Source organism: Colwellia sp. MB02u-9 (genome assembly GCF_014077085.1).
Lineage (GTDB): Bacteria > Pseudomonadota > Gammaproteobacteria > Enterobacterales > Alteromonadaceae > Cognaticolwellia.
Window position 1 is genome coordinate 16,482 of record NZ_JACGVF010000097.1, and the last position, 15,115, is coordinate 31,596.

Genomic DNA, 15,115 nt, shown 5'->3' on the forward strand with positions numbered 1-15,115 from the left:
AATCAAACATCCGTAATTACCTTGTATTGAGTAACATAATTTTTTGTCATATATTTAGGACTGAAACGTTTGTCAAGTAACTCAAAAAATCTTACATTATTGACAAGGTCAAGCATGCGCTTTTGCTCTTTGATAGCTGCTGCCAAACTAGATTGAGAATTATTACTAAAGATCCTGCCAATATCGTTATAGCCTTCAACGATTACCTTATGTGAAGTGATATCAGAAAGTATTACAGGACAACATACAGACAAAGCCTCTAAAACAGCATTAGGTAGCCCCTCATGTAAAGAAGCAGATATAAAACAATCGTTCGAAGCATAAACCTGTAATGGGTTATCTACATATCCGTGAAATATAATATTTACATGCTTCTTATATTTCTGCTGTAATTCACTATGTACAAACCCAATTATATTTAATGAACACTCTTTCAAGTTCGGGTCAGAAATGAATGTTTTAATAATGAATTCAATATTTTTACCCGGATGCATTGTTGATACTGTCACAAAATTATTAAGTTTTGTATGGGTTTTATTTGCTTCATAATTATCAACTTTTAATAAAATTGAGTTATTTATAACAAATGACTCAATGCCATATTCAAGTAGATGCTCTTGAACACCTGCTGAACAAGCGATAACAGAATCAAAGCGTTCAATAATCTTTAGATGCAAGTAACCGATTATCTTACCTAGTAGGCCTTTAACTGACCAATTGATCATTGTTAAGTTTCTAACCACTACTATTTTTTTTACTTTACTTAAAAGTAGAGTAATAATATCGCATCTAATACCAAAGCTCTGTACAACATCAATATTATGTTTTTTGATCAAAAGATTAAGTTTGTGTGGAGCTATTAACAAACTACTACCCCATGAGTAATTTAAGTAAATTACTTTACATTTGCTTTCAATAGCGACAGTGTTTTCATTAACTTCTCTAGAGCCTAATACACAAACAATTGGGAGTACATCATCATGATTAAAGTCAGATAATAAATACATTAATTGATTATTAGGACCTTTGGTTCTAATAAAAGAGGTTATAAACATAACTTTAGTCACGGTTAATCCTCAATATTTTCTTATTTGCAGTATTAAGCAAGCTTTCGATAATCCACTTCTGTGGCTCAACTATACCATCACACCACTCCATATCACTCGTCCAATACCCTTCACAGTGATCATATGCATCTTGATGAAAACCATAACTGATTTCAGCTATAACAAGTTCACCATTAGCATCATATAAAAAATCTAACGCTAAACAGTTCGAAGAAAGTTTTTTAGCCGTGTCGAAAGCAATCTCTATACATCGAGAGTCTATATTTGTGCGATCGTAAGTAATGTTGCCACTTCCTGATGCTCTAAAATCACCATCATTTACATGACGCTTTAAGGCAAATGCTTTGTTATCAATAACAACTACCCTTTGATCAAATGGGTTTTCGGGTAAAAATTGTTGAAATAATACGTAACCTTTGTGATTACCTGAATACCGCTCAAAAGAGCTTTTAATAAATATTTTGATGAAAGTAAGAAAAAAATCTTTTAATGATGATTTCCCCTTCAAAAGTTTGCTTAATCCAAACCTAAGATTAGAAAATCTATCGATAGCCCTATGCCCAATAGTGAAAGAGCGTATAGCATATCGCATGGCTTGTAGCTTGCTTGTTAATATTTTTACATTGCTAGAGCCTGCTCCACCTTTTAACTTCGCAACTAATGGATAGTGCGAATTCTTAAGGAAATTAATTGCCTCAGAAAACGAATAAAAAACATCTGTTTTAGGAGTAGGTATATTCAAATTTTCAAATATATATTTTTGGGCGACTTTGTCATCAAAGTGCCAAAAATCACACGGTGCAGGAAAAACAGCTTTATTGTATTGAAGAGCTGTCAGTAATACTTTACCTAAATAATAATCAGGGTGTGAAGCATGAGAAAAGTGCCATAACACTACATCCACATCACGTAGAGTATCAATTATATCTGAGTCTGAAAAGTTAACTAGAATATAATCAATACTATTAGTTTCTAGCCACTTTATCCATCTCGCAGTAAAGTAACCTTCACTACATTTATTTTCTACTGCTACTTTCATTTTCTATAATTTCCAATTTTTGTTCTAAGGCTTCTATTGTTGCACTTCTAATTGAATCATTCACCAATACAGTACGAAGAAAACTAATATACCGACTATTAAATATAAGCTTATTAACTCCAAGTTTTTTCAAAAAAAACCTTAAATATCTATTAGTAATTGATTGCAATGGAGACACTGTAGATAAATGAAAATCTAACTGCTGATTTATCTCATTCTGCCATTCTAATTTGTATTCTTCTATGTCTCGATTGATATAAGCAGCATTTAATACACCATCTACAAAATCAAAATCAGTATAGTTTTTATTAAACCTGATAACGTTTGAACTTAATACTGACAATGATGATTTACTAAACTCTATAGTAAGTACAAGTGACTCGCGCCAACAATTTGTAGACTCAGTTTTATTAAAAATAAAGTTACCCAACCCAAAAAAAATAGGAACATCGTTCCAATATTCAAAAGAATTTACTTTATGCGTGTGGTGGCAAAGAATCAAGCTAGCCCCCTGTTCAGTTAAATAGCGCATATTCTGAACCAAATCTGGACTAGGGACAGAAGAAAATTCTAACCCGCCATGATAAGAGATAATCACGTGATCATACTCTTTGCGAAATTCTTTTATTTTACGTGATATATCATGCAGCTGAAATGTATTGCTGCCACCTAGAGTGCCTTTAGCACCACCCCACTCCTGTTCGCAAATAGAAATAACGCACAGGGTTACTCCCTCACTTCTTATGATAAAATGGTCTTTAAATTTATCTGGTAATACAACCCCTGAATACTCTACTCCTATATTTTCAAGCATATTAGTAGTGTTGAGTAATCCTTTATTTCCATAATCCATTATGTGGTTATTAGCTAATGAAACCCCTATAACCCCCAAGTCATTTAGAATCTTAGGCGTCGTAATGTGCCCGCTTATTCCAGGACCTGATTTGAAAATCTGACAGTATTCAGTTGTACTATCAAGAATAGGACCTTCTAAGTTTAAAATAACAGGGGAGTTATTGAATACTTCTTTGCTAATCCTATCAATAACTTGTTGTTCAATATGGTCACATAAGCAAAAGTCGCCACAAAAATTAATTATCACTTGAAATCAACTCCATATAAAATATCATTTGTAGAATCACCTGCTATATAAATAAATACTATTAAAATTCAAAGAGAAAGCACCTGTATTACGTAACTCATATTGCATTATTATTTTCATCCATGCCGTTTTATTTCTAATCAAGATTTATAAAAACTATAAATCGAGTAATTATCTAAAATTGGAGAAAAAACAATAGGTATTAAAAATTGAACACCTGTAACTTCTATAGCTAAACGAATAACTACCACAAGCCTTAATATTAATGCAGGAAGAAGTATTATAAACATAACTGGAAAAATGAATTTCTCTCTACGATTGTTTTTAACAAAGCCTTGCCTTTTATGTGAATAATAAAGAAGGATAAAAATTAAACATAAAACTTCAAAAATCACATTAAACCTCCCCATCGATGGAACAGAAGAAGTAAGTAAACTAAAAATCAAGCAACTTGAGGTTATAGCCCATAATGTAATTAAGGTCTTATGTTTATAAAAATACTGATATTTCCTTGCTGTCAAATAGAGCAAAATAACTATCAGCAGATAATAAAGTAGATTACCACCAAGACTAACTATAATATTAGCCTGTGTAGCTGAGTTATCGACCAATTCTACATAATCTTCATTGACATACCTAGCAGCTTTGTCATTAACACCACCACCACCACCACCACTTAAAATGATATTAGAGATAAAGCCAAGCACCCAGTTTCCTAAGGTAAACGAAATTAGAATAAGTGCTATAACTTTATTTTTACCAAATTGTTTTGTTAACTTCAAAAACGGGAAAATTAGAACAAAAATGATAAAACTAAAATGCACTAAGGGAGAGAACAAAACAAAAAGCAGAGCACTCTTCTTATTACTTAAGTAAAACCCAAGGCAACCGAGAATAAAAAACCAACAGGCAGTATAAAAACGAACGCCATTTATATAAAATATTGGCACGCATAGAAACAAAATAGCAAGAGACATGAATAAGAAAAAAATTGATTTCTCGCCAGATATTTTTTTTATCTGTACGTAACATAAATATTGTAATGTAAAGACCACTAATGCAAAAAATGTAAACATTAATTCTTTGCTAGCATCTAACTTAGCAAGTAAAAATGTTACAACAGGTTGATAAAGATCGAGCGCACTCTCATGCCTTAAGTAGCCGTAAATATAAACATCTAAAAACTGCTTGAGATTAAGACCTTTCATTTCAGAAAGGGCCTCTGCATATCTCCAAGAATCCAATTCAGGATTAGAAAAAGGGAATGTTAAACCGTACCAAGTCGCACTTATCAAAAGAAATATAAATGCAAGTTTTCGCTTAACAATAAAAGCAAAAAACAAGCCCAAAACAGGCCACATAATTGTTGCCAGTATTGAGAAACCTATATATCTAGAGTTACTGTCCTTCATCTAAAGAATTATCCTTGAGAAAAAGCTCAAAACTCTTTGCCTGAAACTCGCGAGTAAAAGGCATTAGTTTTTCAACCGTGTTACTAGGTGCAGTGGTTATTAGGTTACTCTTCCAATTTGTAATTTCTTCTAAAAGCCATTTCTCACAGTCATCTTTATGGAATAATGTTTTACCAAATTCATTCGTATCAATAAATTGACTTACGAAACTATCTACAGGAGATAAATTTAAGATGGATCGGCCTGTAGCTGCATATTCGAATATTTTAGATGGAATCGCATCTTTATGACTCTCAGGTAGTAAATTTACCAAAACACTAGCTTGTTTATAATACGATGTTAATTCGTCTAAAGACACTAGACCTTTAAACTCTATAATCTGATTATATTTATTTAGGTATCTAGTTTTTTCAATATTTTTTATACCCCCTAATACAACCACTCTAATTTTGTTATCTTTAGATAGTTTTTTGACTGCGTCTAATAAAGGATCCAGCTTACGTCCGGCATATAGTGAACCTGCGTACACAATATCAAAAAACTCACTACCCGATGCGTGCTTTGCTATATTTTCGGTATAACTATTAAGTAAATCTAATGGAACGCCATTATATACAACGGCACTATTTTCTATTGAAGACTCGATTGCCATTCTATCGCAAAGAGCTTGATTTACGCTAGTTACACCCTTAGCACTTTTTAACAATCTGTATAGATACCTAGTTTCTGAATTTAGCTGCCCCAAAGGAAGAAATTGATTAGGTAAATCTCTAACATCACAAAACCATGGTATTTTATATTTTTTTGCTAATCGTGCTGCAACCTTTACTGAAGACATCGTCTGATATGTAGTAATTATACAGTCAAACTTCTCACCAGTATCAATTGCCTTATTTATTTTACGTTCAACAATTTGGCCAAAGGACGCAAAATAATCTAATTTTGGCAAAAACCTTCTTATCACACCAACATATTTTTGGTAAGTTGGGTTAAAGTAAAAATTTGGCACTGAAACTTCTTTAAAATTAAAAGGAAATACATTTTCCATATCATTTTTTGTCGGTGCATAAAGTTCAACTTCATTTGACTGAGACAAACCTTTTAATATAGATTCAAAACGCCGACTACCAGGGGTATTATCGGGAAACCAATGAGTTCTTAAAGCTAATATTCTCATTTTAAATCAACCAGTAACTCTATAATGTTATTTGCTGCGTTTCCCGTACCATAAATTTCTTTATTAAAAGAAGAATTATCACGAATTAATTTTTTCACTTCAACAGACTTTTCTACAATTAATGATTGAGAAGCTCCTACCAATTGATTTACTCCAGCTTCAATCAGTTCAACCCACTCAGTTTGATCTCTCATTGTTATGCACGGTTTTTTAAAAAAATAAGCTTCTTTTTGCAGACCTCCACTATCAGTGATAACAAGCGCACAATTTTTAAGGAGCCAAATCATTTCGAAATAACCTACTGGTTCTATCATTTCAAAATTAGGTACAATAGAAAGTTCAGCCATCATTTTACGCGTTCTAGGGTGTATAGGACATACAACGGGAGTTTGCAAATGTATTTCGTTTAATGCTTTTACAATATTTGTTAAGCGCTCAACATTATCTGTATTATCAGCACGATGAATTGTGACTAGAGCAAAGTTATTATCAACATTCACAGAATTAGGTTTTTTACTTTTCGGAGAATAATACATTGCAGCATCATACATGACATCACCAACATTAAATATTTGGCAAGTTTTGCTCTCAAAGCCTTCATTTTTTAAATTATTAATCGCAGTTTCAGTTGGACAGAATAAAACATCACTAATTTGGTCTGTTAGGATACGGTTAATCTCTTCAGGCATCTTCATATTAAAACTTCTAAGGCCCGCTTCAACATGCACTACGGGAATATGTAGCTTCGCTGCAGCTAACGCACCGGCAAGAGTAGAATTTGTATCTCCATAAACAAGTACATAATCAGGTTTTTCTTTAAGCAATACTTCTTCAATTTTTTCTAACTGACGTCCTGTCATCGCACCATGGCCCCCTCCACCTACACCTAATGTGTACGCAGGTTTAGGTATTTCCATTTCAGTAAAAAAAACATCACTCATATTTGCATCGTAATGTTGACCTGTATGAACAATTAACTCTTCAATTGAGTTTAATGGGTTTGCTTTATTATGCTCTAAAATTGCACGGCTTACCGTTGCAGCTTTTACAAATTGGGGGCGAGCCCCAATAATTGTGATAATTTTCATTACATTACGACCTTAATTTTTTACATATAATTAGAACTGTGTCTTTTTCTTTAACTAAAAAGTTTAAAGAAACTACAAAAAGAATAAATAAGGATATATATACAGAAAAATTACTTTCACTAAATATAAGTGTAAAAACGCTTATTATTGATAAATAGTTATAGCTTTTATAACTGACCTTTTTCCAAACCTTATTAGAAAAATACAGCCGCAAGTAAAAGTACAACATAAAAGTTATTGCAGTTACGACAGCAGCCCCTTTGGCTCCCCAAAAGGGTATGGCAAAGTAATTCAATACTATGTTAACTAGTGCACAACTTGCCGTGATAGGCACTAAAAACTTATTTTTTCTCGAAATAGAAAACCCCACACTAGCAACTTCTGCTAAAGCATAATATATAGGGAACATTAGTAAATATGGAAATATTTGTAATGCATTACTATAATTTTCGCCTAACAATAAAATTAACCAATCTTTTAATACAATAACTACAAGAAATATTATTAATAAAACATTTGAAACAATGAAACCGGCCCTTTCGTAAGACACTATGCTTTCATTATTTTTTGCCCACTTTAAGCTTAACGGTATCCAATAAACGGCTATGATGCCTTGTAGTAGTGTTAAAGCCGCACATAGCTTATAGGCTGCGCTATACAAACCTAGTTCTGTAAAATCACTTAAAATACGTAACATATATTGATCTGCTGAATATAAAACCCACATAAATAGTGAGGAAACGAGTAATGGAAGCGAGAAGGCCAAAAGAGATTTAAATAACAACATATCAAATTTGACAGGTTCATTATTAAAATTTAACTTCAACTTAAGAAAAGCCAATATAGTCACACTAGAAATTGAGATTAAATTTGCAGAAAGTATTGCATGTAAATTACCTAATATTTCGAAGTTAATTAAAAGCAGAATAAATATTAAATTCAAAGCTGATTGCAAGATTGTTACCAATGAAAAGGATAAAGCCATCCCCTTCATTCGAAGGCCTGACTTTAAATATCTTAACAACATGGTTTGGAATAAAATACACCCAATCAAACCTACTGACAAAGCATCCGATTTATCAAATAAAAAATATGCCACTTCATCCCTAAATACATACAAGAGTATTAATAAAAGGACGCTAATTAGAACGTTTACACCCAGGGTATGTGTAAGTAATTTAACTTTCGATTTTGTTTCATAAAATTCACGTATATATGCCTGATCTAAACCAGCCAAACAACCGAATAATAAAAGCTGAACTGTTATGTGAGCTAATGAAATTTGGGCAAAAACTTCTGGCAGCACTAAACGGGTAATTATAGGAACACTTATCAAACCAATCAGCGCAGCCACAATAGGGCCCAAAGAAAAGCCTAATAATTTTTTTAAAGACATACTATTTTTATAACCGTAAAGTTAAGAGGAGTTTTTATTAAAAAAATTAGTTAATGTAACAATTACAGTTTCTAAATTAGCGAGAGGTATATTATGCCAAAGAGGTAACCTAATTAATTTTTCACTTTCATTTGTAGTAAATTTATCATCACCATAAAATGAAGAGTAGTTATTTCCTGCCAGTGAACTATGCAAAGGAACGTAATGAAAAACAGCCATTATATCATTATCTTTAAGGTACTCTATTAGTTCTGAACGCTCGGTTAAATTTGAAACTTTAATATAAAACATATGCGCGTTATGGATACAACCTTCAGGTATGGTTGGTAGTTCTAGGTAACCTTTAGAAGCCAATCCTTCCAGAGCACCCTTATAAATACTCCACGAATTTAACCTACTATTGTTGATATCTTGTGATTTTTCGAGCTGGCCCCATAAATATGCTGCTTGCAATTCACTAGGCAGGTAACTACTGCCCATATCTACCCATTGGTATTTATTAACCATTCCTCTAAAAAACTGTGTTCTGTTGGTACCTTTTTCTCGAATAATTTCAGCACGTTTTACAAACGAACTATCATTAATTATAAGTAAGCCACCTTCACCACCACTTGTGTAATTTTTAGTCTCATGAAAACTATACGCCCCCAGGTGGCCAATGGTGCCTAGTGGTCTTCCTTTGTATGTTGACATCATGCCTTGTGCTGCATCTTCAATTACATATAAGCTATACTTTGAAGCTAACGCCATAATAACATCCATTTCACATGCTACACCGGCATAATGGACAGGTACAATTGCTTTAGTCTTTTTAGTAATAGCTTGCTCTATAAGCATTTCATCTATATTCATAGTATCTGGGCGGATATCTACAAAAACTATTTTTGCCCCACGAAGTACAAATGCATTAGCAGTACTTACAAATGTGTAACTTGGCATAATCACCTCATCGCCAGGTTTTATATCTATTAGTATCGCCGCCATTTCTAGTGCTTGAGTGCAGTTAGGTGTCAATAGTGCTTTGTCACAATTCAGCTGATCTTCAAACCATTCATGGCAAAGAACAGTGTACTTCCCGTCCCCTGAAATTTTATCGCTTTGCATAGAGTCGAGAACATATTGCTCTTCATTAGTTGTATAAGGTGGTTTATTAAATAAGATCATATTTACGGCTGCCCTGTTGTAAACTTAGTACGGAATGAAAATTTTTTTATGGCTACATTTGAAGTTGACTCGACTAACTTTAATTCAAGCAAACCATCTGCACAAATAACAACTGGATTATTATCTTTAAAAAACAAAATCTTACCTATATTGGCCTTGCGGTGCTCTATATGAACATCAGCATAAACTTCTGATTCTAAAACCCTAACTTTCTGTTTACGAATAAACGTAGCTGCTCCTGAATAAGGGTAAGACACTGAATCAACAAACCGTTTAATAAAAATAGCCCCCATTCCCCAATCGATTAAATAGTCATCTTCAGATCGCCAAATAGAATATGTAGCATCACTCTCATTTTGAGAGAATTTTTCAAGCTCTAGCCCTGATAATAACTTATGACAAATCTCAGTTGCTAATTGTGCATACAAAGTAGATACTTTATCTATAGCGTCTTTGATTTTAATAGGATAAGAAATTTCAACTGACTTTTGTCCCAATATATCCCCGCGATCAAATTCATTTGATGCAATTAAAGCTGTTACACCAATTTCTTTTTCTTCATTAAGTAACATATTAACCAGAGGGGAAAAACCCCTATACTTTGGGAGTAATGAATCATGTAAGACAATCAAATTATTGCAATCACGAATCAACCAGCGCCAGCCTACGGCAAAAGCCCAATTAGCATTGTCAATTGGAACTTTAGTTACGGCACCTCTTTCTGAATAGTTAATATTGTGCAAGTTACAAAGGCTACTTATTTCATAAAAATAATCATGTTTTACATTAGCATCTTTTGCAATCACTACATGAAAAATGCAATTAGGACCAAGTGTATTTATAACACTTTCTATAACGTTAAAACCTTTTTGACCAAGTAAATAAAAATATAACTTCATAATATTGTTACACCAAAATATGCTTCCACTGGGCTATCAACTTAATTACTGAGAAATAATCTTCAACAATCTTGCTATTTATTTTATTTTCAACTTCATTTATATCGGTGATAGTAGCTATATCGCAATCATCAATACTGTGTATATAAATACCAAGGCTAATAAAGAGTTCATACTGTGCTGTATCTCGCCTAACAAAAACTTTTTTCCCTAAACCTAATAATGTAATGATATTTCCCATAGCTTGTTGTCGTTCATGTGCAAAGATAGCAATATCGATGTTCGCTAGCCATTTGGTATAATCATCAAAAGTCATTAATTCCTTTAGCCCAAGATATCTATCTCGAAATAACTTGCATGCATATCGATCTATAACTTCGGCATACTTTTTATCGCCATATGATAGAGGAATATTAATATTAAGGTTGTTTTGATTACATAAAGCCAGCTTATCTAATATGTAGGTATGTTGATTTGAGGGATCAGCTGAATTACCAACTTGAATGTTAATGTCGTCATTCATATTCTTCGTAACAGTAAAGTTTTTAAATGTATTGCTCGGGTACATTATACATTCTTGATAGACCCCTTTTGAACCATAACGTTTTCTAACAAATTCTATGTCTTTCGGTATATAACTAATCAGATATCCCATTTTTTTGATTACATTGTGTCTTAAAAATTCAAAAAAGCGTGATTTTAACGTGGTAAATGGTTTATTGAAACGATAAAAGTCACCTCCCCACATTACCCAGTAACATTTTTTCAATAAAGAAGGAAACAATGACAATATGAGCAACAGTTGTTGGTTCCATAAGCCATGTATTATTATTTTTTTTGAGTTGAATATTGCATTCATTATATCTATAACATTACTAGTAGTTAATATTGGTAAAGCAGAATTCATTGGATGTTTATATTTAGTCCTTCCAATAAAAAAAACACAATCGTCATAATCAATATTATCAACAATAAAATCTGAATATTTACTCATGATCTGTGAATCATTACAAATATGTAACACTTTATTCTTAAATGATTTTTTCATTAAAATATTTCTTTCTTAACTTGGCTAGTAAAACTTAAATTGCTATATAGGGATGCATTGGTAAACTAAATACACTTTTAGACAAAAGCTCTGCAGTAGGAAAATCACCAATTTTATAACCTAACTTTTTGAACGCCGTTTGCTGATGCATACAAGTCTCATAATATATAGCTGTTGGGATACCTTTTTCCTTATAGGCAGCCATAACGCCGTTCCGGTTTTCATCTGTAACCGTATATTGAGCCCACGAACTCATATATCCTTCTGCTACTTGTTGCGTTTTAAATTTATCTTTTAATTCATTTTGATATTTTTTAGCAACTTTATTTCTACTGATAAGTTCAACTGGAAATTCCGCTAATTTTTCTAGTAATATTGCCGCTTGAATAGTATCTAATCGACTATTAATACCTATTCTTACGTTGTCATATTTATCTTGCCCTTTCCCGTGTACACGATATGAACGTACTAATTCGGCATATTCGTCGTTATTGGTAAAAATAGCACCACCATCTCCATAACATCCCAATGGCTTAGCAGGAAAAAAGCTTGTGGTAGCAATATCACCAAAACTCCCCGCTTTTTTACCATGAATGGCGCCACCAAAACCTTGGGCAGCATCTTCAATTAGTTTTAAACCATATTTAGTGGCGATTTTTTCTATCTCAGGATAATTAGCCGGTAAGCCAAACAAATCAACCGCAATTATCGCCTTGGGAATCAACTTACCTTCGGCAATCGTTTTATTAATTCTTTTTTCCAAATCAATAGGGCAAATATTAAATGTTTCTGCGTCGGAGTCGACAAATACGGGTGTTGCATTAGCAAAGGCTATCGTTTCTGCAGTTGCGAAAAAAGTAAATGTTGGACAAAAAACTGCATCTCCTGCTTTTATATCTAAAACCATCATAGCTAAAGTCAAAGCATCAGTGCCATTAGCACAAGTTATTGCGTGTTTAACGCCTACGTATTCAGCAAGTTTTTCTTCTAGCTCTTGTACTTCTGGCCCCATGATATAGTTACCATGGTCTAATACCGTTTGAATACGCTTATCTATACGAGTTTTTAAATGTTGGTACTGTGCTTGTAGATCAATGAATTGCATCACGTTTACTCAGGTATTTTTATTAGTTGATTATTTGTCAACTGGTAAGTAGCACTCGTATGTTGACAGGTAATTTCACCTTCACCTTCAACAGGTAAATCAAGTTGTTCACCGTACTGACTCATCCAGCCAATTTGTTTAGCAGGAACACCGACCATAAGAGCATAAGCCTTTACATCTTTATTAACTACAGCACCCGCACCAACAAAAGCATATTCGCCGATCGTGACGCCGCAAACAATGGTGCAATTAGCACCTAATGTTGCGCCTTTTTTAACGATGGTATCTAGGTATTGATCTTTACGTTCTACACCAGAACGTGGATTATAGACATTAGTGAATACCATACTTGGGCCACAAAAAACTTCATCTTCGAGATGAACATTGTCATAAACTGAAACGTTGTTTTGAATTTTGCATTTATTACCAATGGTAACTTTATTCCCTACAAAAACATTTTGCCCAAGAGACACTCCCGTTCCAATTTGAGCTTGTCCACAAACATGTGCAAAATGCCATACTCTTGAGTCATCGCCGATTACAGCTCCATCATCAATGATGGCAGTTTCATGTTTATAATATGTCGCCATTACAGTACTCTTATTTGCTTAAAACTTGACTTACAAAAGGATGAATATCAGACGTATTTGTCACGATATCTTGATTACGAATACTACTTACAATATCGATACTTTTACGAGCTTCTTCCAAACCAAAACCACCGCCATGCAAAATATGTTCGTAACTTTTTGTATGCAAATCAGTGAAACCGCCTGAGAACTCAATTTCATTACCATCAACAGTGATTGACCGATAGGTTCTTTGGCCTGAAGCTTTAATTTCTTCAGGGATATAATCATAATTAACTGATAAAAACCAACGCACTTTGGCGTGTTTAAACTCTAAATAACCAGCACTACTATCTTGCTGCTTTAGATGAGCTTCATTTTTTTTAAGCTCACCAAACACCCACCCCAACATGTCATAAAAATGAACACCAATGTTAGTTGCGATACCACCAGACTTATTGTCATCACCTTTCCAAGAAGTAAAATACCAATGTCCACGACTGGTCAAGTAAGTCAAATCAACATCAAAGACTTTACCTGGATTTTTGGCAATTTCATCTGCAACATAAGCTTTAAGATCGATGATACTTTGATGTAAACGAAGTTGAAGAATATTATAAACTTGTTTGCCGGTTTCTTCTTGAACAACTTCTAATGCATCAATATTATGCGGATTTAATACTAGGGGTTTTTCACAAATGGCATGGGCATTGTTTCTTAATGCGAACCGAATATGGGAGTCATGTAAGTAATTAGGTGTCGCTATACTTACGTAATCAATTTGGGTACCACTTCTTTTTAATAAATCTATATGGCGATCAAATCGCTCATATTCAGTAAAAAAATCAGCCTCAGGGAAGTAACTATCTATAACACCTACAGAATCATTTTTATCTAATGCAGCAACTAAATTATTTCCTGTTTCTTTAATCGCTTTCATATGACGTGGTGCGATATAGCCTGCAGCGCCGATCAATGCAAAATTTTTCACTATTTATTCCCTAAAAAATTTATATACCAAGGCATAGCTTTGTCTATACCTTCCTGTATTTGATACTTTGGTTCAAAACCTAACTTTGTCTTAGCTTTAGAAATATCTGCTTGTGAGTGCATAACATCACCAGTACGAAAATCTCTATAGATAGCATGTTTGTCATAGCTTATGTCGTTGGCATTCAATGCAAGTTTTAAACTATTAAATAATGAATTTAATGACGTCCTATCGCAAAGAGCTACATTGTAAACATGATCCTTACCTGCATCATCGGCAACAGCCGCCAAAATATTAGCTTGAACAGCATTTTCAACAAAACAAAAATCTCGGCTAGTTTCACCATCACCATTTATAAACAATTCTTGATTGCTGATCATCGCTGCAGTCCACTTTGGAATAACTGCAGCATATGCCCCATCAGGATCTTGACGTTTACCAAACACATTAAAGTACCTTAAACCTATACTTTTAAATCCATAGGTTTTGGCATATACACCTGCATATAATTCATTCACATACTTGGTTACTGCGTAAGGAGATAAAGGATTACCTATATGTTCTTCAACTTTCGGTAATCCTGGATGATCACCATAGGTAGAACTGCTTGCAGCATAAGTAAAACTTTTCACTTTGGCTTCTTTCGATGCTTGTAAAATATTCAAGAAACCCGTGATGTTTGCTGCATTAGTGGTAATAGGGTCTACAATTGAACGCGGTACAGAACCAAGTGCTGCCTGATGTAATACATAATCAACATTATCTAGTGATTTTTCACAAGTACTATAATCGCGTATATCACCTTCAATAAAAGTGAAATTTTTCCACTGGATATCAGACACTAATTCTCTGACTTCATCAAGGTTATGTTTATGACCTGTGGCAAAGTTATCTAAACCTACTATTTTTTGATCTAATAGCAATAAGTTCTCAAGGAGGTTGGAGCCTATGAATCCAGCGACACCTGTAATTAACCATACTTTAGGTTCTGATTTTAAATCGATTTTTATTTTTTGGTATTTTGTCATGTATTTAAGCAACTCTATATATACTACAAA

Annotated in this window: 14 protein-coding genes; all 14 read right to left on the reverse strand. The window is 33.4% G+C overall.

All coding sequences use genetic code 11. From position 1 onward, the window contains the following. Positions 1–2: 2 nt before the first annotated feature. Complete coding sequence (locus tag H4J65_RS13220; protein WP_182198491.1) at positions 3–1,067, reverse strand: glycosyltransferase family 4 protein; 1,065 nt, start codon at positions 1,065–1,067, stop codon at positions 3–5. Further along, complete coding sequence (locus tag H4J65_RS13225; RefSeq protein ID WP_182198492.1) at positions 1,060–2,106, reverse strand: RimK family alpha-L-glutamate ligase; 1,047 nt, start codon at positions 2,104–2,106, stop codon at positions 1,060–1,062. The genes H4J65_RS13220 and H4J65_RS13225 overlap by 8 nt, the downstream gene beginning before the upstream one ends. Continuing rightward, complete coding sequence (locus H4J65_RS13230; RefSeq protein WP_182198493.1) at positions 2,084–3,208, reverse strand: CapA family protein; 1,125 nt, start codon at positions 3,206–3,208, stop codon at positions 2,084–2,086. Before H4J65_RS13230 ends, H4J65_RS13225 begins: the two co-directional genes overlap by 23 nt. 140 nt (positions 3,209–3,348) lie before the next feature. Then, positions 3,349–4,620 (reverse strand): EpsG family protein, encoded by a 1,272-nt coding sequence (locus H4J65_RS13235; protein ID WP_182198494.1) that lies wholly within the window; start codon positions 4,618–4,620, stop codon positions 3,349–3,351. Next, positions 4,607–5,797: a glycosyltransferase gene (locus H4J65_RS13240; protein WP_182198495.1), complete on the reverse strand. Its 1,191-nt coding sequence runs from the start codon at positions 5,795–5,797 to the stop codon at positions 4,607–4,609. Before H4J65_RS13240 ends, H4J65_RS13235 begins: the two co-directional genes overlap by 14 nt. After that, positions 5,794–6,885, reverse strand: a complete 1,092-nt coding sequence (gene wecB, locus H4J65_RS13245) for a non-hydrolyzing UDP-N-acetylglucosamine 2-epimerase (RefSeq protein ID WP_182198496.1) — start codon at positions 6,883–6,885, stop codon at positions 5,794–5,796. The genes H4J65_RS13240 and wecB overlap by 4 nt, the downstream gene beginning before the upstream one ends. Positions 6,886–6,889: 4 nt before the next feature. Beyond that, positions 6,890–8,281, reverse strand: a complete 1,392-nt coding sequence (locus tag H4J65_RS13250; RefSeq protein WP_182198497.1) for a lipopolysaccharide biosynthesis protein — start codon at positions 8,279–8,281, stop codon at positions 6,890–6,892. A gap of 21 nt (positions 8,282–8,302) precedes the next feature. Continuing rightward, positions 8,303–9,445: a dTDP-4-amino-4,6-dideoxygalactose transaminase gene (gene rffA / locus H4J65_RS13255; RefSeq protein ID WP_182198498.1), complete on the reverse strand. Its 1,143-nt coding sequence runs from the start codon at positions 9,443–9,445 to the stop codon at positions 8,303–8,305. Between the two features lie 2 nt (positions 9,446–9,447). Beyond that, complete coding sequence (locus H4J65_RS13260; RefSeq protein ID WP_182198499.1) at positions 9,448–10,344, reverse strand: formyltransferase family protein; 897 nt, start codon at positions 10,342–10,344, stop codon at positions 9,448–9,450. A gap of 7 nt (positions 10,345–10,351) precedes the next feature. Then, on the reverse strand, positions 10,352–11,392 hold the full coding sequence (locus H4J65_RS13265; RefSeq protein ID WP_182198500.1) for a TDP-N-acetylfucosamine:lipid II N-acetylfucosaminyltransferase: 1,041 nt from the start codon (positions 11,390–11,392) through the stop codon (positions 10,352–10,354). A gap of 34 nt (positions 11,393–11,426) precedes the next feature. After that, positions 11,427–12,497, reverse strand: a complete 1,071-nt coding sequence (locus H4J65_RS13270) for a DegT/DnrJ/EryC1/StrS aminotransferase family protein (RefSeq protein WP_182198501.1) — start codon at positions 12,495–12,497, stop codon at positions 11,427–11,429. A gap of 5 nt (positions 12,498–12,502) precedes the next feature. Next, positions 12,503–13,087 carry an acyltransferase gene (locus H4J65_RS13275; RefSeq protein ID WP_182198502.1) on the reverse strand — a complete coding sequence of 195 codons (585 nt, stop codon included), beginning with the start codon at positions 13,085–13,087 and terminating at the stop codon, positions 12,503–12,505. A gap of 10 nt (positions 13,088–13,097) precedes the next feature. Then, positions 13,098–14,057 carry a Gfo/Idh/MocA family protein gene (locus tag H4J65_RS13280; RefSeq protein ID WP_182198503.1) on the reverse strand — a complete coding sequence of 320 codons (960 nt, stop codon included), beginning with the start codon at positions 14,055–14,057 and terminating at the stop codon, positions 13,098–13,100. After that, positions 14,057–15,085 (reverse strand): NAD-dependent epimerase/dehydratase family protein, encoded by a 1,029-nt coding sequence (locus H4J65_RS13285; RefSeq protein WP_182198504.1) that lies wholly within the window; start codon positions 15,083–15,085, stop codon positions 14,057–14,059. Before H4J65_RS13285 ends, H4J65_RS13280 begins: the two co-directional genes overlap by 1 nt. Positions 15,086–15,115 lie beyond the last annotated feature (30 nt).